This window comes from Flavobacterium hydrophilum, assembly GCF_003202405.1.
Taxonomy (GTDB): domain Bacteria; phylum Bacteroidota; class Bacteroidia; order Flavobacteriales; family Flavobacteriaceae; genus Flavobacterium; species Flavobacterium hydrophilum.
Window position 1 is genome coordinate 1,256,683 of the sequence record NZ_QJHL01000001.1, and the last position, 18,100, is coordinate 1,274,782.

Annotated in this window: 16 protein-coding genes and 1 tRNA gene; 10 read left to right on the plus strand and 7 right to left on the minus strand. The window is 29.3% G+C overall.

Annotated features, from left to right (window positions below; genetic code table 11):
• Positions 1–8: 8 nt before the first annotated feature.
• The 4 genes from DMB68_RS04800 (at position 9) to DMB68_RS04815 (ending at position 5,113) form a co-directional block, all read left to right on the plus strand.
• A complete protein-coding gene (locus DMB68_RS04800; protein ID WP_110345505.1) occupies positions 9–1,850 on the plus strand; it encodes a hypothetical protein in 1,842 nt (613 codons plus the stop codon).
• Positions 1,850–3,307, plus strand: coding sequence for a hypothetical protein (locus DMB68_RS04805; RefSeq protein ID WP_110345506.1), 1,458 nt, complete (start codon positions 1,850–1,852; stop codon positions 3,305–3,307). The genes DMB68_RS04800 and DMB68_RS04805 overlap by 1 nt, the downstream gene beginning before the upstream one ends.
• Positions 3,308–3,309: 2 nt before the next feature.
• Complete coding sequence (locus DMB68_RS04810) at positions 3,310–3,945, plus strand: alpha-ketoglutarate-dependent dioxygenase AlkB (RefSeq protein ID WP_196783680.1); 636 nt, start codon at positions 3,310–3,312, stop codon at positions 3,943–3,945.
• A gap of 283 nt (positions 3,946–4,228) precedes the next feature.
• A complete protein-coding gene (locus DMB68_RS04815; RefSeq protein WP_110345507.1) occupies positions 4,229–5,113 on the plus strand; it encodes a phospholipase D-like domain-containing protein in 885 nt (294 codons plus the stop codon).
• 17 nt (positions 5,114–5,130) lie between these two features.
• Here DMB68_RS04815 and DMB68_RS04820 read toward each other — a convergent pair whose 3' ends face one another.
• The 3 genes from DMB68_RS04820 to DMB68_RS23615 all read right to left on the minus strand — a co-directional run bounded on the left by DMB68_RS04820 (position 5,131) and on the right by DMB68_RS23615 (position 10,309).
• On the minus strand, positions 5,131–5,358 hold the full coding sequence (locus DMB68_RS04820; protein ID WP_110345508.1) for a hypothetical protein: 228 nt from the start codon (positions 5,356–5,358) through the stop codon (positions 5,131–5,133).
• 79 nt (positions 5,359–5,437) lie between these two features.
• A complete protein-coding gene (locus DMB68_RS04825) occupies positions 5,438–6,439 on the minus strand; it encodes a hypothetical protein (protein WP_110345509.1) in 1,002 nt (333 codons plus the stop codon).
• A 9-nt stretch (positions 6,440–6,448) separates the two neighbouring features.
• Entirely contained in the window at positions 6,449–10,309 is a 3,861-nt protein-coding gene (locus tag DMB68_RS23615) for an nSTAND3 domain-containing NTPase (RefSeq protein WP_231131583.1), read from the minus strand.
• A gap of 602 nt (positions 10,310–10,911) precedes the next feature.
• Here DMB68_RS23615 and DMB68_RS04835 point away from each other — a divergent pair.
• Together DMB68_RS04835 and DMB68_RS04840 are read left to right on the plus strand one after the other, a co-directional pair.
• Positions 10,912–11,205: a DUF6922 domain-containing protein gene (locus tag DMB68_RS04835; RefSeq protein WP_110345510.1), complete on the plus strand. Its 294-nt coding sequence runs from the start codon at positions 10,912–10,914 to the stop codon at positions 11,203–11,205.
• 3 nt (positions 11,206–11,208) lie between these two features.
• Positions 11,209–11,754, plus strand: coding sequence for a nucleotidyl transferase AbiEii/AbiGii toxin family protein (locus tag DMB68_RS04840; protein WP_110345511.1), 546 nt, complete (start codon positions 11,209–11,211; stop codon positions 11,752–11,754).
• A gap of 488 nt (positions 11,755–12,242) precedes the next feature.
• Here the strand turns inward: DMB68_RS04840 and DMB68_RS04845 are convergent, their stop codons facing one another.
• Together DMB68_RS04845 and DMB68_RS04850 are read right to left on the minus strand one after the other, a co-directional pair.
• Positions 12,243–12,503: a hypothetical protein gene (locus tag DMB68_RS04845; protein WP_110345512.1), complete on the minus strand. Its 261-nt coding sequence runs from the start codon at positions 12,501–12,503 to the stop codon at positions 12,243–12,245.
• 98 nt (positions 12,504–12,601) lie between these two features.
• Positions 12,602–13,021, minus strand: coding sequence for a helix-turn-helix domain-containing protein (locus tag DMB68_RS04850; RefSeq protein ID WP_110345513.1), 420 nt, complete (start codon positions 13,019–13,021; stop codon positions 12,602–12,604).
• 174 nt (positions 13,022–13,195) lie between these two features.
• Between DMB68_RS04850 and DMB68_RS04855 the strand changes: the two genes are divergently transcribed.
• From DMB68_RS04855 to DMB68_RS04870, 4 genes are all read left to right on the plus strand, one after another.
• Entirely contained in the window at positions 13,196–14,047 is an 852-nt protein-coding gene (locus DMB68_RS04855; protein WP_110345514.1) for a hypothetical protein, read from the plus strand.
• 36 nt (positions 14,048–14,083) lie between these two features.
• Positions 14,084–14,455: a hypothetical protein gene (locus DMB68_RS04860; RefSeq protein ID WP_110345515.1), complete on the plus strand. Its 372-nt coding sequence runs from the start codon at positions 14,084–14,086 to the stop codon at positions 14,453–14,455.
• Positions 14,456–14,566: 111 nt separating this feature from the next.
• Complete coding sequence (locus DMB68_RS04865) at positions 14,567–14,776, plus strand: hypothetical protein (protein WP_110345516.1); 210 nt, start codon at positions 14,567–14,569, stop codon at positions 14,774–14,776.
• Positions 14,733–16,289, plus strand: coding sequence for a recombinase family protein (locus DMB68_RS04870; protein ID WP_110346351.1), 1,557 nt, complete (start codon positions 14,733–14,735; stop codon positions 16,287–16,289). Before DMB68_RS04865 ends, DMB68_RS04870 begins: the two co-directional genes overlap by 44 nt.
• Here the strand turns inward: DMB68_RS04870 and DMB68_RS04875 are convergent.
• Positions 16,249–16,321, minus strand: a tRNA-Met gene (locus tag DMB68_RS04875). The two genes, DMB68_RS04870 and DMB68_RS04875, sit on opposite strands and share 41 nt — an antisense overlap.
• 249 nt (positions 16,322–16,570) lie before the next feature.
• A complete protein-coding gene (locus DMB68_RS04880; protein WP_110345517.1) occupies positions 16,571–18,100 on the minus strand; it encodes a glycosyltransferase family 39 protein in 1,530 nt (509 codons plus the stop codon).

Genomic DNA, 18,100 nt, shown 5'->3' on the forward strand with positions numbered 1-18,100 from the left:
TTACTAATATGGCAGAAAAAGATAAAAAGACAGCTAGAGCAACTTCAAAGAAAGTAGCAAAAAAAACGATTGTTGAAGAAAATAATTCATTATTTAGTGAGGACTTGTTAGTTAGCGAAAATGCGAAACAAGACGAATCGGAAAATAAAATGAAAGAAGTTCAATTAGAAATTACTAATAATATTGGTATTGAAAAAACAACTGAAATAGAAAAGAACTTTAATTTAAAAGCAGAAAATTTAAACAATAGTGGCTTTGACTTTAAGAAACCATTATATCTTGAGATACACAGAGGAAATATATTTCATTATTTTGCATCAGGACTAATATCGCCATCTCAGTACATATCTAATAGAGCATTTCCAGATTTACAATCTATACAAAAAGATGCTCTATTATTTTCAAATGGTTGCTCAAATTCGAATAGTGACGATATAGTTCTTTTAGAAATACAAATTTTAAAAACTGAGGAAAAATTTTTTAATATTGTTGACGATTTTGCATTTTCATTTATGCCTTTACCCATAAGTCGTATTAGAAATATTTATGTAAAAAAAGAAATTATAAAGAACTCAATTGTGAGTGATTCTTTAGTGTTTGATGGAGGTTATATTCCTCAACTTCTAATAAAAGTTAATTATCCCTCTAAACTACGGAAGAATAAATATGATATAGTTAACCAAAATGTTAGTGCTAAGGAAGACCATACATCCAAAATAAATAAGTTTGACAGAATACTTGGTTTACTTGCTTTTGTTAAAAATTACAATATACTAATATCTGAGAAAACTAATTCGTATACTACTATTTCAAATCATTTTTTCTATGCTATTCAATCTATTGATAGCTCTTTTGGATGTGAAATAATTCAAAATGCAAGTATTTCAGAGTTTTATTCATGGCTATTTGATGACAATTGCCCCTCCGATAAAAAACTTTTAAAATGGCTTTTTGAACGCCTTGATGTTTTAAATAATTTTAATGATAATGATACTAAAGAATTTGAAGTAATATTTGATAATAATTCAAATGAAACTGAATATGAAAAAATAATACGTCAAGTATTTTTTGGATTGAGAAAAAATATCGAAAGAAAGGGTGTTTTAGCAATCATTGAGACTATGAAATCTAAATCAGCATTACCCTTATATTTATTTTCATACTTACGTAATTACGCAAATTTAAATAGTATTGAAATAGCAAGACGTGATATTACCACCGTGTTTTCGTCGCAATTTGGAGAATATGCTTTTGCTATATTAGGTTATTTCTTTGGTTATAAAAACTTAAGAAATACTGATGAAAGATTTAGTAATTCAAATTTTATTTTTAAATTATTGAATAATTTACCTGTAAAACCACCAATTAAGTTTCAACTTACAACAGAATTTGATTATAAAATTTTGGAATTAGTTTATGCTCATTCATTTTCTGATAGCGATAATTACTCAAATTTAAATAATTTGAATATTAAAAATATTATAAGAGAGAAAAAAACAGGAGTAAATTTAAATTCTTCGGAGTATTTAATTATAGAAGAAATATTATATGGGAAGTTATATCAAAAAGTGACACCAAATGATCCTTTAAGTGATTTAATAACAATGTTAACTACATTGCCTAATAATATTCCATTACTATCAGAATTCGGGTGGTATTGTTATAAGTTAGGTGTTAAGATGAAGCCGTTTAGTTTAAATGATATTGATTTTTCTATTAGTTCACTGTTGAAAAGCATAGGCTACTTAAAAGAAGATTTTATCCTTTTCATTGAAAATAATAAAAAAATAATAGATACAGAAGAGTTAAAAGTTCGAATTAGATTATCTCAAAAAAACAAAGAAATATAATGACTATAGTGCAATTCCATAGTGAAGTACTTCAGATAAATGAGATTCAATTGATTGATCTTATTTCAAAGAATAAAAGAGAGTTAAAATTACTTTTTATAAATTTGGAAATTGAACCTAGTAATACAGAATTATTAGGACAAATACTTGTTCATTTGTCAGCACAGGAGCTTACGGATAATGCTAGAAACTCAGAAGAAATTCAATTTTTGTTTACGGAACTAGCCTTCTACTTTAAGCGTAATAATAATCAAGGATTTGTTGTATATGCCTTAGAAGTTATTTGTGATAGTGTATTAAAAAATAGGCTAAATGCTTGGATACAAATTAAACAGTACAGTGATATAGAATCCAATGTTTTAATGTTTGAAGAATATTTGAAAAAATTGTCAACAGCCATTACTGATGGGGTGGAGAATTATGAAAATGAAGTGCTACGTGATTTGAATAACTACTATGTAGCTACTATTGAGTTGTTTAATGAAAAAAATAGGCAAGAACTGCTTGAAAAATTCAATGAGCTATTTACAAGTGAAGAACTTCAAAATGTTTTCCCAATCCTAAAGTATTATGATGAAAATAAATTTCAATTTTCAGGAGAAATTCAAATAAAAGAAATAGCATATAAAATATTTGAACCTTCTTTATTTACGGAAAGTTTATTTAATGATAAATTTTTGAATTATATACGCCACCATAGCTCTACTAATTGGCATAGAATATTATTAGGATATGATAATAATACTATACGTTCTCAGATAATACATTTTGGACAAACAAATTTTGATAATGGATACAAAGAATTAAAAGCTTCAGACGTAGTAAAGCTTTATTCTTACTTTAATATGAGAAAACATTACTATTCTAGTTTAAGTTTATTTGAAAGATTTGACCAGTTTAATAAATTATATAAATCAAACGGTATAATTAAATTTATTGATATTGGTTGTGGTCCAGCAACTAGTGGAATAGCACTTATTGATTATTTAAGTTCAATTGGAAATACTCCAGTTTCTTTCGATTATTTTGGTGTTGATTATTATAAATCAATGAGAGATGAGGCAAAGATTTTTATGGATAATTCTCTGTATACTTCAGTATCGCATGAAGAGTATATCACTAGCCTTAATGACTTTGATTTTGACTGGCTAGCAAATGCAAATAGCATTTTTGTTAACGCTTGTTATTTATTTGCAAGCGATTCATTAGATGAAATTGAATTAGCTAAATCAGTGCAAAATATAAAGAAAGCGAAGCCAGATGTTCCTTTTTATTTTTTATTTCAGAATACTACTAACCCTTTGAAAAACACGAAATATTTTAAATTTAAAAATCAGTTTGCTAATAGTAAAGAGTTACTAACTGAAAATAATACTATTAGATATAATAATAAGAGAAATTCCACGTTCCCACCAGAGTCTGAAACAATATTTTTTGAAATATTAGAAATCACTTAATTATGTATGACTTATTTAATCAAGACGAAAATATTATAACTCAAAATGAGCAAAATAATATAAAAGTAATAAATGATATTGAACGAATTCAGGGATTAACTTATATTCCTAATTTCATAAATCAAGTTGCAGTTACAAATCTTATCAATTCAATTAATTCAGAACAGTGGTTATCTGATCTCAAAAGAAGAGTTCAGCACTACGGTTATAAATATGATTATAAAGCACGTCTAATTGATTATTCTATGTTTATTGGCCAATTACCGAATTGGGCTATGAATATTGCACAGAGATTATTTGATGAGAAATATATAGGAATTGTTCCTGACCAATTAATTATAAATGAATATGAACCAGGACAAGGCATTGCTGGACATGTGGATTGTGAGCCCTGTTTTGGAGATACAATTATTTCTCTTAGTTTAGGTTCTGCTTGCATAATGGATTTTATAAATCTTCAAACAAAAGAAAAGATAGAAGTAATGCTTGAATCAGGAAGTCTTGTAGTGTTAAGTGGAGATGCCAGATATAAATGGACTCATGGTATTGCTCAACGTAAAGCAGATAATTTTAACGGAGTAAAAAGCGATAGGAAATTGCGAATTTCTATGACTTTTAGGAAAGTTACATTAAAATAAAATTCACTAGGTGAGACCAAAGGCATATTAAACCTAATTTTTTTTTAAGTAGACAACATTATAGTGTTGTGAACCAATGTAGTTATAAAAAAACTTGCTAGTTTTTTAATTAGCTCCCTTGCAAAGATAGATCTATAACTGGCGTCTGTCAAGATTGCAAGTTTTATGATAAAATTAGGTTTCAATAAATTTTATCTTTTAAACAAACAAATCTTTGCGAAGCTCTCAATGATCGTCAAGCACCAGTACCATAGTTTTTAATGCAAAAAAATAAGCAAGTATTATGATTGAAGTAAAGATTTTTTTTGAAGAACTTAAAGGTGTCATTTATGAAGAACTTTTAAAGGCTAATTCGAGTGTAATTATAGCAGTAGCTTGGATTAACTTTAAAGAATATTATACATTATTTGATGAATTATTAAATAAAAACATCAAGTTGTCAATCATCTGTAGTGATAATAAGCAGAACAAATCTCATTTAGACGAAATAGACAAACTAAAAACAAAAGGAGCGAATATTAGGTTGCTTAAAATGCCTTCGTTAAGAAACCACATGCATAATAAATTTGTAGTTATTGACAATATTCACATAATAAATGGGTCTTTTAATTGGTCTCCAAATGCAGAAAAAAGTTTTGAAAATCTTATGGTAATTAAGAATGATAAAATCTCTGCGAAAAAGATAAATGATGAATTTAATCAGCTTTTAAGTATTGAGACTCAAACAATAAAAGACTTACATAAAAAGAATAAATGCAAAGAGAAAGGTTGCAACGGTCAATTATTTAATATTTTAGTTTTTAGTGAAAGAGCTTCCAAATATTTTGAAACATACGGAGATATTATGAGTGTTTGTAACGAATGCATTGAGTATAATTTAATTGTTGATTGTGTTTCAAATACGCAATTAGAAATGCTTCTTAATGAATTAGGAAGTGCTACTGATGATTACGAATACGAGATGTTTGACAAATATATTTCTGAATTATTATTGGAATATCAAAATAATGATGTGTTAATTCATGCTATTGGGAGGGTTAATACTATTCTTGATGGCAGAGATGATGAGTGGACAAACACAATTGTTTTGTGGAAAAATAAATTTGTTGGTGATAAAATCCCGAATGAATTTGAGAATGAAGCATTTGGAGTGTATTATGATAACTAAGCACTAAGCAATAACGGTTAGTGTTTAAAAAAATCATAAATAGCTATTATTTTTATAATGTAACTAGAAATATTTAATATCATTTTTACTCTTTCAATTAAATTATATTTTCTTTCAAGTTGATGAAATTTTAGAATCAATTTTAAGATCTGATTCTGAGATTGACATTTTAATTTTTTTCCTATTCTTAAAATTTGATTTTCGAAAATTGAAATTAAAAATTTCTTAACTACTATTGCTTTCATGATAAATTTTTTAAAATTACATGAAGCAAAAGAAAGAGGTTATTTAATGGTGATCACTTATCACCAAAATAACTTTTTTTTAAAAAGTAATGAGATCCTTTATATCATTATTGTAATCTCCTGCATAAGCTGAAAATTTTCTACTGGTGGTACTTTCTGTAGTATTATCTAACTGTTGAAAAAGATGTAATAATTCAATAAAAACAGATTTGTTCTTTTTATTTGTATGTAGGTAAACACAATGTATAGTTTTACGAATAAACTCAATGGTCGCACCTGTGTTAGGAAATCCTGTAGCGTCAGGTGGCAAATTGTTATTGTCTATTATATACAAAGTATATTGTTTTAATCTTGAAAAATCATTTTCTTTTAAAATTAATTTCTTACTCCACTTCCCACTTAAAGGTTTCAAAATAGAACTTATTTGTTGGATATCTTGATTTTTTTTACTTCCAGAAACAGAATTATCTGTACTTTTTTGAAGAATTACTTTTTTTTCATCTTCAGCCCTTTTGGTTTTTGCTTTTGTTTCTAATTCTATATTTTTATCTGTTTCTTCAATCCACCTTCTAGCAAATATAATATGGCTTTTTGGAGCATTAATTTCTTTTAAACCTGTCTCTAATAACAAAACGTCGTTTTTGATTTTTTCTTTATATTTTGAATAAAAAAATAATTTAAATTCAAAATTAAAAACATTACCAAAATAATTTAACCATTTGTTTATCCAGTCAAAATACATTTGTATCGTTAAAATTTTTGCTGGAGCAACGGTTCTTATTCTATTTTCTCTTTTATATTTATCTGTAAGATCTATAGTATAATAACTTTCAAGTTTTTCACAAAAGCCTTGAGTGAGAATACTAACTAAAGTGTCAATAGCTAAATTTACTTCCAATTTATCTGTAGGATTAAATTTAATACCCGAATTTTCTTGTATTTTAATAAAAAAATTACTTTGCAGTGGTATAAAAATATTTCCGTGCTCATCTACCAAGTTTACCTGAGAACCTGTATCGTTAATTGGGAAGCCATCTTCATCTTTTTCATTAAAATTATGTGGTGTTAAATTATTTGACATATGTTTAAATTAATTGTTTTTATAATAGATCCAATCTTTCAACACATAATTATATTTGTCATTAAGCTCTTCCATTATTGGTTTGCCCATTTCATAAATTGAATTAGGAATTGATTTAAGTTTTTCCTTTAATTCATCACTTATGTTTAATTTTTCTGAAATTCTTTTTGCAAAATCTAATGTATTATAGAATTTAAATGGAACTGAACTTGCGTTTTGAATAAATTCTAAAAGTAAATTTTGATCAGCGACATCTGGAATTTCTTTTAGATTTGATATCGTAATAATGAATTTATTGTCTGGATATGTTTCATTTAATATTTTTAATAATATTTTATTATCAATAAGTTCAAAAATCCCCTCTCTTTCAGAATGTTGAAGAATAATAATATTTTCTTTTATAGTGTTAACAATTTCATCTTTTCTATTCTCAATCTTATAGCTTTTTATCAAAATTGACCACAATTCTTTTGCAGAATCTATGTTACAGCAACAAGAAGCCGTGGCATAAATTAATTGCTTAGTTTCTATAGACTTTTCTTTAGAGTTAGTACATATTTTTTGCCATAGTTTGAGGCTTTTGGCAGGTTCTCTGAATCCATTGACACCATCAAATAAAAATTCGGTTAAACAAGTTTTGTAACCAATAATATGATTGTTTAGTAGTATGTAATTAGTGATATTTTGCCAAAGAGTGAAATTTTCATGTTTGGTCGATAAATCTGATAATTGATAAGGATGACCACAATAAACACTAAGACAATCTTCTAATAATTGCGAATCAAAATTTTTGACGATATCTTCAACATTTCCTTGAAAGTATTCTTTATTCCCAAGTATATTTTCAATAAGTTCTGCCGGAATATTATATGAAGTTAGTATTACAGCTTTAATCCATCTTTTATCTTTTCGTTCTCCTTTTAACAATTGAATTACTTGTTCTTTTTCGTAACCACTTAAAACACTCCAGTCGGCAATAAAGTATCTTAGGGATGATAATAGAAAAGAAGTACCGTTAAATGAAATTAATTTATCAAAGAGTTTTTTTCTTAGTAAATGATCTTCTTTCGTTGAGTCTAATAAGTGCTTAGCAATTGAGAATTCAAATCCATCTAATGCTCCCCTTTTTTCCATCTTTAATAACATACTATCATACCAGCAATCTAAAATTTCAATGTAATTTTGACTACTTAAATAATTCATAGCATCTTCTAAAGTAGCAATAAATCTAGGTGTGTGAATATTAATAATTGGAGGTACTGTTTTCTGAAAAATTTTAAACAAATATGACCATAGTTTCCATATTTCAATTGATTCTTCGTTATTTAATTCATCTAGTTTAATACCCTCTGTTGCATATTCAATTCCAAATGTAGTCATTAAACTAGAAGCTCGAATAGAGATATCTTTTCTTTTTAATGAGTATTCAAGTAATGGTTTTATTAAGGATTTGTTTTCAAGTGAATAATTTTTCCATGCCTGAAAGGATCCTCTTAAACAATTAAAAACTACAGATGGATGTTCATCTTTAAACGAACTTAATATAAGTTCGTTTACTGTTTTTTTTTCTATAGAAGATTTAAAAAATATGTAACATGCTTTTGCTCTTATAAATGAAACATTATAAAGCATCAATTTTTCGTAAATTTCTTTTATAATAATTCTGTTATTCCTTTCATAATATAATAATAAATACCAAGCCTTTTTTATTGTAACACTTTGATTTTCTAGAAATTTTTGTTCAATTTCCAATACTTCATGCGTCGTTAAAAAATATGTATTTCTTTCTAGCATGACTCTAGGGTTATGTGTTTCGAAGGGAGTATCACCATACCACTCTAAATTATAAATACTAACATTATTATGTGCAGTGGCATGAATAATACTGTTTTTTTGTTTCTCCTTTAAATCTTCAATAATAGACAGGAGAAATATTAAACAGTTATCAATGACCGATGGAAAAATCGATAGTAGAGATTTAAATGCAATTTTCACTATTTTCTCTTTGATTTCTTTATCAATCGAATTTGCATAGATAAAGGGTAATTTTTGAGTAGAAAAAAAAGAAATTTCTTCATTATTACAAGATATTGCCTTTAATAGATATTCTAAAAAAACATTTTGGTTGCTCTTTTTAAAATTCTTAAAAATGTACCTTCCCGATTCGTAGTAATTAGGATGTGAAAATAAAATACTTTTACTCTTTTCAACGATAAAGCCTCGCTCTTGTAAAGCAATTAATAGTTTTTTTTGAGATTTACCTAATCGATTTCTTTTTATGTATTTAAACGTAAATAATTTTTCATCTTTCAATGAATGTAATCTGCTTTTTACAATAGTATACTTAGTTTTGTCCTTGCCAAATATGTATTCTAAATCAATTATAGGAATACTGCTTATCGTACTTCCACAGAAAGATAATATGCTTAAGAACATTGCTAAATCATTATCCTTCCGAAATATTTCAATAGCTATATCATTTGAGTTTTGTCTCGCAATTGTTTCTAATTCAGCTTTGCCTTTTGTTAAGATCTCTTTTTTGTCAAATTTTGATAAATATTGAACTTGACCAATCTGTAAAGTTTTTAAGTTATCATTTAACTTAATAACGGAATTAATTTTATTAATTACTTCCAGAGAATAGTTTTTCAAGTCAGAAATTTTACCCCAAAATTCAATTGCTTCGATTTGATTTTTAAGAGTTAAATCTTGCCAGTTGAATTTTTTAAAAACTATTATACTAAAGTCCTTATATAAATCTTCAACTATTTCTTTTCTTGATGTTACAATTAATTTATGATTATCATGTAAATTATCAATTAAATGTTCGAGTTTTAATTTATGATTTGCTACTTCATTTTTTAATTCGATATGTCCAAATGGATCCTCTAATATTAAAATTTTATCTTCATTAGGATTAGTTGAAAAGAAAAAAGCTTCTGCAACTAAAAAATCTGAAGCAATATTATAATTGTATCCTTTTTCTACATAATGAAAAGCAATTTTTTTTGCAATTTCAGTTTTTCCACATAAAGATATACCTGTTAGTAATAGAATCTTTTCTTTGTCAATGTTTTTAATTAAATCGTCTTCGATACCTCTAAAAATATAATCTGTATTAAGCTTAGGAGAATTTACTTTATTTTTAATTAGTATTTCTCGAACCTCTGCTGTCAAATTATTTCTTCTATCTCTTACTTTTTTAATAGAATCCAATAGAAGCAAGTAAACTTCATTTAATCTTGAATGGGATATTTGAAATTTTGAGCTTAATAGTAATATTATTTGCGAGTCTAAACTTTCATCGCCTAAGTTCTCTAAAATAAAAACCTTTTTAAAGATCTTGTCAAAATCAATTTTCTTTTCTATTTTTTCTGAGAGTTTATTACAAAATTTGTTTCTTTTATCTCCTAGTTTAGTTGAACTAAAGAAGGATGAGTTTTTTAATCCCAAGTGAAAGTTTTGATGATGAATTTTGTCAGGATTGAAATTTTCATGGATGGCTATATCGTCATTTTTTTGTATTAAAAATGATGTACTATCTAAGCATCTTGAGCGTGTGATAAAAAGTACATAATTATCTGAATTAATTAATCTAGAGAGTAAACAGTTGTCAGAACTATGGGATTCAAAATGGCAAAGCCACTCATTTAATTTATCATCATTTAGTTTTGTACTTTCTCTTTTTACTTGGACTTCAATTCTGGTTTCTATTTTATTTTCATTGATTATTATCAAAAAATCTTCTCCATTAGTTGGCTCAACAAAAACACTAACGTCATGTTTTTTTTTTAGCAATTGTAATGTTATTAGGAGGGTTGCTTTATATTGAAATTCATAACCTTTAACCCCTGAAATAGAAATATCCATTATTTAAATTTTGTTATTATTTTTCTTGGATTTTTTTATAATAATATTCTTTTTTAAAATCTTTATGTTACAATATAAGATATTTTTTCAAAATTAACTCTCTCTTTTTATTGCATTCAAATATTTGTTTTTTATTCAATTAAATAAGGTTTAATTTCTACAGAATTTTTCATCATAAAGATTCTTTAGTGCTATATTCTTAGCAATGTCTCCACCGCCGAGTTCCGAGGTAATAAGGTGGCAAGATATCGGTTGTGATACAACCGGACATCTTGCCGATTGCAGGAACGTGGCAATCTTCGTGATTTTTTTTAAGGCGAATGTAATTTATATATAATATTTTTATTCAATTATTAAAGGTCTTTTTACTTATAAAAATTATTAAAGATTGGAAATTGGAAAAAGTTTTAAGAGTATTTTTAGGGAGTTTATTGCTTTCTAATTTTAAGTGTCTTTATTCTTCTAGTTGTGTTCTTAAATGGGTAATTGTTTTAAAAAGAGTTGTATAAGAAGTGTGTTGAAAGTATTTCGTATATTTGCATATATGATATTGCTTTTTCTTATTTGAAGATTAAGCACGTCAGCCGACTATTAAAAGAGTAATGAAACAAGAAAATAATATAGCGAATCTTTTTCCCAAATATTTATTTTGGGATATGGATTGTAGTAAACTTGATTTTAAAAGAGACAAGGCTATTATAATTCCAAGGGCGCTGTATGCCACTACTTCAGATACTTTTGAGGCTGATATTAAAATCTTAGAAAAATTATATTCTCCTGAAGATATTGTAAAGTATCTAAAAAGCACTAAAGAGAACATCAGTAACAAGGTGTGTTTAAGTGTCTCTAAACGTTACAATGTTGAGCCTTTTCAACGTTTTGTATTATCACTTTAAAAAATGGATGCCGTATCTCAAGATATTTTAAAAACTATCTCTGAGTTGCAAACTCTGCCATCACTTTCTGCCTTTGCATTAGGCGGAGGTACAAATCTTGCCTTACAGTTTAATCACAGAATTTCCGATGATATTGATTTATTCTGTCCTGATATTATTGGCAGAGAAGGCTTTCAAAAAATACAAAAAGAAGTTTCAGATTATTATGGCAATAAGGCAGGGAGATTTGATAATCCATGCGATATTAATGATCAGTTTATATTTTTGAGATTTTTTATAAATACCGATTCAGGATCGGTTTTAAAGGTCGAATTATTGCAGAACATGAAGAATATTTATCCTATTGAAATCAAAGATAATATTCGTCTTTTGTCAAAAACAGATATTGGATTATTCAAATTAGTAAGCGCGTCTAACCGAGCAACAAAAAAGGATATTTATGATCTTGACTTTATAACTAATGAGATTCCAATTGTGGATTTATATAAAGAATTAAAAAGCAAGATGTCTAAATTCTCAGAAGAAAAGACAAGACAATTTTTGATTTAGACAAACAGCTATCTCCTGTAGATAATCCTCAGCTTCTGCTTAAGTTTGATAATGTTTCAAGTTCCGGTAATCTGCCTTCACACACGCATGATAACATTCATATAGTTGAGGGAGGTAAAACATGGGCTGTATCAAAAATTGCCTGGCGTTCTAAAGTAAGAAGTCTTTATTCGCATCTTGGCATCCGCTTCCCTCAGACAAGAGGTATCAGGTTTAGATAAAAAATCTAGTTATCCTATTTTAATTCAAGGCAGGATTTTAGCCTTAGAATCTAAATAGTAATAATCCTTTTCAAAAGAAAAACGAAAAAAAGAAAGCAGTATTACATTGGACAGGCAGGCAAAAGAAGTGCTATAAGTCCCGAAGGGTGGCAAGGCGAGGAACGAGGCTTGGCATTATGCGCACTTTTTTGACGATGTCCAATACCTTGGCTTGCTTTTTATTGTTTAGAAATGGAGTATATAGGAAAGTAAATAATCCGTTTAAAATTATTTGTCTGGACTGCCCATAAGAGTGACAGTATCGCTCAGATTATTTACAGAGATATAATCCAATACAAAATCTTCGGCTTCCTTTCTGTGCTCTATAGAAGTTGAAAAAGAGTTGAGATAAAAATCTTCGCTTTCATCTTCAATGTGAATAATCTCAGTGAAGCCTTTAGTAATTAAGGAACCTTTTAATTTTAATATCTTAAGCTCATTACTTCTGTCAATTTCCCTTTTAACTCGAAGCTTTATAGTTTTATCCATGTTATAGTCTTTGGTGATACGGTAGATCAAATAATGTTCCAAAACAAAAAAAGAGACTCGAAAGTCTCTTTTGGAATTAATAAGTCTTTTATAAAAGCTTATTTAGCTTTTAGTAATTTTTCCAAATATTCAACTTTATCTTTTTCAGCTTGAACCAAACGTTCATAAAGTTTTCTGTTTTCGTCAACAATTTCCATCATTTTATCTAATGGATTAAATGAGCAATTATTTGAATGAATTGCTCCATTACTGTGACTAAAATCGTTGTCGTATATATTGTTAAAATAATTAATCACACCCTCATCAGAAAAGTTTTTAATAGCTTCTACACTTACTCCTAGAGCTTTTGCTACTTCGGCTAACTTTTCATCATCTATAGTCTCACTATTTTCTATTATTGAAACAGCCTGCTGGTTTGTTCCCATAGCCTGTGCTAATGCTTCCTGTTTCATGTCTTTTAGTTCACGAATACGGCTGATTTTGCGCCCTATGTGATTTGGTTTTGTTAATGTACTCATAGCTCAAAGATAATAATTACGAATAAAAAAGTAAGGTTTATGTATGATACATAATTTAGTCTTGTACGGTACGGAACAAATTGATACCGTACCATACAAGTAATTGCTTACTTGCCTGTGTGTTAGACAAAAATACAATTTTTCAGACAAGTATTAACTAAAAAGAGTAAAATTATGAAAGCAATTGATGATTTAGGATTACAGACAATTAGTAACATTATTAGCAAAAGTATCAGTACAAGCAGTATTTACTGCTTTGGAGAACGGAAACAGATTCAAGCAGTTCAGAATCCATTTCAGGAGTCTGTTTCAACACATAAAGAACAGACACATTTTTATTTAATGGTGCTGACAGATGAATATGTAATGAATGCGGTTGCTGATATCAGTGATATTATAAAAACTAAAACTGAAGGGCAGTATACAGTAACCCTATTGTTTTTTAAAGTGAAATATGGTCATTATCTCTGTTCAAATCAGAGATATTTTTATCATCAGGTTTTAACCAAAGGGTATAAATTTTATGAACGTGAAAATATGCCTCTAAATATAACATTTGATGAAATTACAAAACGTAATATTGATTATATACGTTCGTACTGGAAAAATAGAAAAAAAGTTGCTGAAACCTTTTTAATAAGCCAGAACCAAGTGGACTATATGGATACTGGATTTGTTCAGGACTCGATGATGCACATTGCTGTAGAGCAGATTTGTTTAGGTCTTATCAATGTATTTTTAGGATATCACCCAGATCATTTTTCATTGGCATACTTATTTGATCTCTGTGAAATATTCTCGCCAATAACTTCTGAATTTTTTCCACGAATTACAAGTGAAGATAAAAGGCTGTTTGACTTATTAAAAACAAATCCAAGTTCACTTCGCTGGATAAATGTTAAGAAGTCTTCTTTATTGGATACAGAGCACCTAGAGAGAAGATGTAATCTTTTCTACGAGAAAGCCTGCGAAATTGTAGAAGCAGAACTGGAGCGTATCAAAAACTTAAGTGCTGAGGTACGTTAATACGCTATTGATTAAATTACTTTAACACTTGAAATTATGAAAACGGATGAAATTGAAAAGCTGGAAATTATTAAAAGATTAACTTCTAATTGTCTCAATACTTTGAGACCATTTGACAATAAAAACAGGATGCACACTGCTGAAATAAAAGTATATGATTATTACGAACTTGCCTCAGTTATAAGAAACCTGATGAGGTTATGTATCGTGGCTTTGGATCATGATGGAGCTGAACTTCCCATTACAATCGAAAATCGGTCGATTGATGTCGGGCTTGTACTTGGGATTGCATTGCAGTTGTTTCCAATTGATGAATTTGAACTTTTAAATGAGATAAGCGTATTATTCCCTGTAGGTTCTGAAAATGAAGATGAAAATATCCTCAGTGCCAATCCACAGCCATCATAGCTATATTTTACCTATGATAGTTATTGATCAATGACTTATCTTTATAGCGATAGATGATTGTTGAACAAAAAAGACCATTTGTGGTCTTTTTTTAATGAAGGGAAATGTCAAATGGAAAGCGATGAAAAAAATGAAAGAGGGAAAATGACGGCTGAGAAAACATTGCAAATGTTGAAAGATGAAGGGGTAGAAGTAACGCTTGAACAAGCGGGAATGATTTTAGAATTTTTAAGAAAGCTGGCAAACATGTCAGTTTATAATTATTTAAACAAGAAAGATGAAAAGAATAGCAGACCTATACGTGAGAGTGAGTACAGATGAACAGGCAGATCGTGGCTACTCACAAAGAAATCAGGAAGAAATGCTTCGCAAATACTGCGACATAAATTCTATTGAAATACGAAATGTAATTTATGAAGATCATTCGGCAAAAACGTTCAATAGACCGCAATGGAAAAGACTTCTTCTGAACTTAAAGAAGCTGAAAAATAAATCAGAACTGGTGCTGTTTACCAAATGGGACAGGTTCAGCAGAAATGCAGGTGATGCTTATCAAATGATAAACATACTGCGAAAACTAGGAGTTGAGCCACAGGCGATAGAACAGCCTTTGGATCTTTCTATTCCTGAGAACAAAATGATGCTTGCCTTTTATTTAGCAGCTCCAGAAGTTGAAAATGACAGGCGAGCATTGAATACCTTTCATGGTATGAGAAGAGCAAGAAAAGAGGGGAGATACATGGGATATGCTCCTGTTGGTTATATCAATAGAGTAAAGGAAGACGGGACAAAATACATAACATTCGATCAGCCTGAGGCATCAATTTTGAAATGGGCTTTTGAAGAGCTTTCCAAAGGGATCTTTAATACTGAACAGGTTCTTCATATGGCAAAAGAAAAAGGACTTAAGGCGGGTAAAAATCATTTTTGGCGCGCTATTCGTAATCCGCTATATTGTGGAAAGATAGTTGTTCCTAAATACAAAGATGAAGATCTTCGTTATGTGAGGGGACAGCACGAGGCTTTAATCTCTGAATCATTATTTTATAAAGTACAGGATGTACTCGATGGCAGATCTAGAACCTATCTACCAAAGTCCGTTGCGTCTAAACCTTTTCCACTAAGAGGCTTTTTTCTTTGCCCTGATTGTGGAAAAATACTCACAGCAAGTATATCCAAAGGGCGTCATAAATATTATCCATACTACCACTGCAGTGCAGGTTGCAAATTCAGGATAAATTCTGAAACTGCTAATGATATATTTATAAATAATTTGAAGCAGTATATACCAATTCCTGAAATTAAAAATGTTTACACCTCTGTATTATCTGAATGTTATAAGGAACAAACTAAAGAAATTTTTGAAGAGAAAAATAAAATAATTACTCAGATCAAAGATTATGAAAATAGAATTTCACATGCTAGAGATTTGCTGGCTACACAACAGATTGAGGCAGGCGATTACAGGGATATGAAATCAGATTACGGTGATATGGTGAACAGGCTGGAGCTGAAATTATCAGCTATTGAAACTGACAGCAAAGATATTGAAGGACTTTTAAAAACAGGCATTGAAAATCTTTTAAAGCTCAATGAATACTACGAAACCGGCGATTGGGCTGAGTCAAGAGATTTGATAGGTTCGATTTATCCTGAGAATTTCACAATCTCAGAAAATGAATTTCGAACCGCAAGAGTTAATGAGGTGGTATGGCTGATCTACTATATTAACAAGCAAATAGCCTTAAATAAAAAAGGGACAAAGAAGAATATTTCTTCTTTGTCCCAAGTAGTAGCGGGAACAGGACTCGAACCTGTGACCTTCGGGTTATGAGCCCGACGAGCTGCCTACTGCTCTATCCCGCGATGTTTCGGGTGCAAAGATAAGCACTAAATACTGTTATCCAAAGAAATTTCTGAAATATTTTAATATAATTGATAAAGTTTAATAACCTGTTAACATATAGGTATTTAAGTAAGCTGAAATTGATCTTTATGATTTACTGGACGGAAATCCTGATATTTTTTTAACCAATATTAAGAAGCATCACATTCGGTTTTTGTCGTCTTTAGACTAATTCTACTGCGCTGATAATATTCGAAAACTTGAAAAAATCAATTTTTGCTGAAGTCTTTGGCTTCTTTAATTTCGTTTTCGATTCTTTTGCTGATGTTGATTTTTGCTCCTGTAAAAGCAAAAATTACGGTTTTATATTCTCTTGCAAACTTATTTGTTATTTGACCGCCAATTGCTGAAGATTCAAAGTATGGTCCGGTTTCATTCAATTCTGTACTGTTTTCTTTATGTTCTTTTACTCTGATAAGGTTTTTGTAATCTACATTTAGATTAAACCAATTCACATAATCTGCATTGAACGAAACTGCCTTGATTCCTTTTTTGGTGTAATAATTAATAGCTCCGGCCTGTCCATAATTATCACAAAGAATGAGCGTTTTTTGAGAATTGGGTAGCAAGGCATAAACAGAATCTGTTTTACGGGCAAGTTCTTTCCAGCCCAGCATATCGGCAAAGTCCTGAGGCAATTGATGATCCTGTCCGTCTTCCCAACGCAGAAGCCCTAGCTTTTTGTATTTTTCAGAATGGCTGGCAATATACTCAGGGTTTTTATTTGGGAAAGCAAGATCGTATATCGGAATAAAAAACAATATCGGAATGATTATGAATATTGATAGCAGATAACGTTTCCAGCCCTTTTTTAAAGTTTCGGACAGGAAAACCGAACCAAAAGCAATATAAATAGGGTATAGGCCAATAGCATAATATCCTTTTGCCTTAAAGTATAAAAAGACAAGAAGTGTCAAAAAAATAGAAAGGAAGAAAAATTTATATTTCGCAAATGGTTTGTAAAATAACAAGGCATACAGAGATGCTATTATCACAAAAAAAGAACCGATAAAAAGCAGTAATTGTTCTTTTAGAAAGCCAACACGATCTACATTCACTAATTGTGTTTCGGATAATACTTTCATATGGTGCACAACAGGAAATTGGTTATGGTATTGCCATAAAAGATTTGGCAGAATAAATATTAATCCTAAAATGAATGCAAAGTAGAGTTCTTTTTTAGCCAGCATTCTTCTTTGTCCCGAAAGTAAAATTGCAGGCAGCAGACCAATAAGTAAAAATAAGATGTTGTATTTGTTTAAAAAGCCAAAGGCAAAAATGATGGCAGCTATATAGAACCATCTTGTTTTTTCGCTTTTGATATAATGAACTATTGCATAGTAAAAAGCTGTCCAGCATAAAATGTCTAACGAGTTGGGCTGGTAAAGCATATTGATTCGCAGTAAGCATGAAAATACAATACAAACAGCACCTAAAATTAAGGCATATAAATTTCCTTTGAGAATTTCAATGGTTTTCCAGACGATTACCAATGTCAATGCGCCAAAAAGTGCGGGGAAGAACTTAACCCAGAAAACAGAATTTCCAAGCAATAGAATAATATAAGAAAACCAGGATGTTACAGGAGGGACTGATAAATATCCCCAGGCTAAATGATTGGCCTGATCCAAATGTAAATATTCATCACGCTGCAAATCATATTCCGGATTAAGCAGGGCATACTGTAGAACAAATTTTAAAATGATGAAACCTATTAAAATTATAGTTTTTTTGCTCAT

Excerpts from the sequence above, each read along its gene's own strand:
- DMB68_RS04800 (WP_110345505.1), top strand. The coding sequence starts at position 9 with ATGGCAGAAAAAGATAAAAAGACAGCTAGAGCAACTTCAAAGAAAGTA.
- DMB68_RS04805 (WP_110345506.1), top strand. The coding sequence starts at position 1,850 with ATGACTATAGTGCAATTCCATAGTGAAGTACTTCAGATAAATGAGATT.
- DMB68_RS04810 (WP_196783680.1), top strand. The coding sequence starts at position 3,310 with ATGTATGACTTATTTAATCAAGACGAAAATATTATAACTCAAAATGAG.
- DMB68_RS04815 (WP_110345507.1), top strand. The coding sequence starts at position 4,229 with ATGATTGAAGTAAAGATTTTTTTTGAAGAACTTAAAGGTGTCATTTAT.
- DMB68_RS04820 (WP_110345508.1), bottom strand. The coding sequence starts at position 5,358 with ATGAAAGCAATAGTAGTTAAGAAATTTTTAATTTCAATTTTCGAAAAT.
- DMB68_RS04825 (WP_110345509.1), bottom strand. The coding sequence starts at position 6,439 with ATGTCAAATAATTTAACACCACATAATTTTAATGAAAAAGATGAAGAT.
- DMB68_RS23615 (WP_231131583.1), bottom strand. The coding sequence starts at position 10,309 with ATGGATATTTCTATTTCAGGGGTTAAAGGTTATGAATTTCAATATAAA.
- DMB68_RS04835 (WP_110345510.1), top strand. The coding sequence starts at position 10,912 with ATGAAACAAGAAAATAATATAGCGAATCTTTTTCCCAAATATTTATTT.
- DMB68_RS04840 (WP_110345511.1), top strand. The coding sequence starts at position 11,209 with ATGGATGCCGTATCTCAAGATATTTTAAAAACTATCTCTGAGTTGCAA.
- DMB68_RS04845 (WP_110345512.1), bottom strand. The coding sequence starts at position 12,503 with ATGGATAAAACTATAAAGCTTCGAGTTAAAAGGGAAATTGACAGAAGT.
- DMB68_RS04850 (WP_110345513.1), bottom strand. The coding sequence starts at position 13,021 with ATGAGTACATTAACAAAACCAAATCACATAGGGCGCAAAATCAGCCGT.
- DMB68_RS04855 (WP_110345514.1), top strand. The coding sequence starts at position 13,196 with ATGAAAGCAATTGATGATTTAGGATTACAGACAATTAGTAACATTATT.
- DMB68_RS04860 (WP_110345515.1), top strand. The coding sequence starts at position 14,084 with ATGAAAACGGATGAAATTGAAAAGCTGGAAATTATTAAAAGATTAACT.
- DMB68_RS04865 (WP_110345516.1), top strand. The coding sequence starts at position 14,567 with ATGGAAAGCGATGAAAAAAATGAAAGAGGGAAAATGACGGCTGAGAAA.
- DMB68_RS04870 (WP_110346351.1), top strand. The coding sequence starts at position 14,733 with ATGAAAAGAATAGCAGACCTATACGTGAGAGTGAGTACAGATGAACAG.
- DMB68_RS04880 (WP_110345517.1), bottom strand. The coding sequence starts at position 18,100 with ATGAGCAAAAAAACTATAATTTTAATAGGTTTCATCATTTTAAAATTT.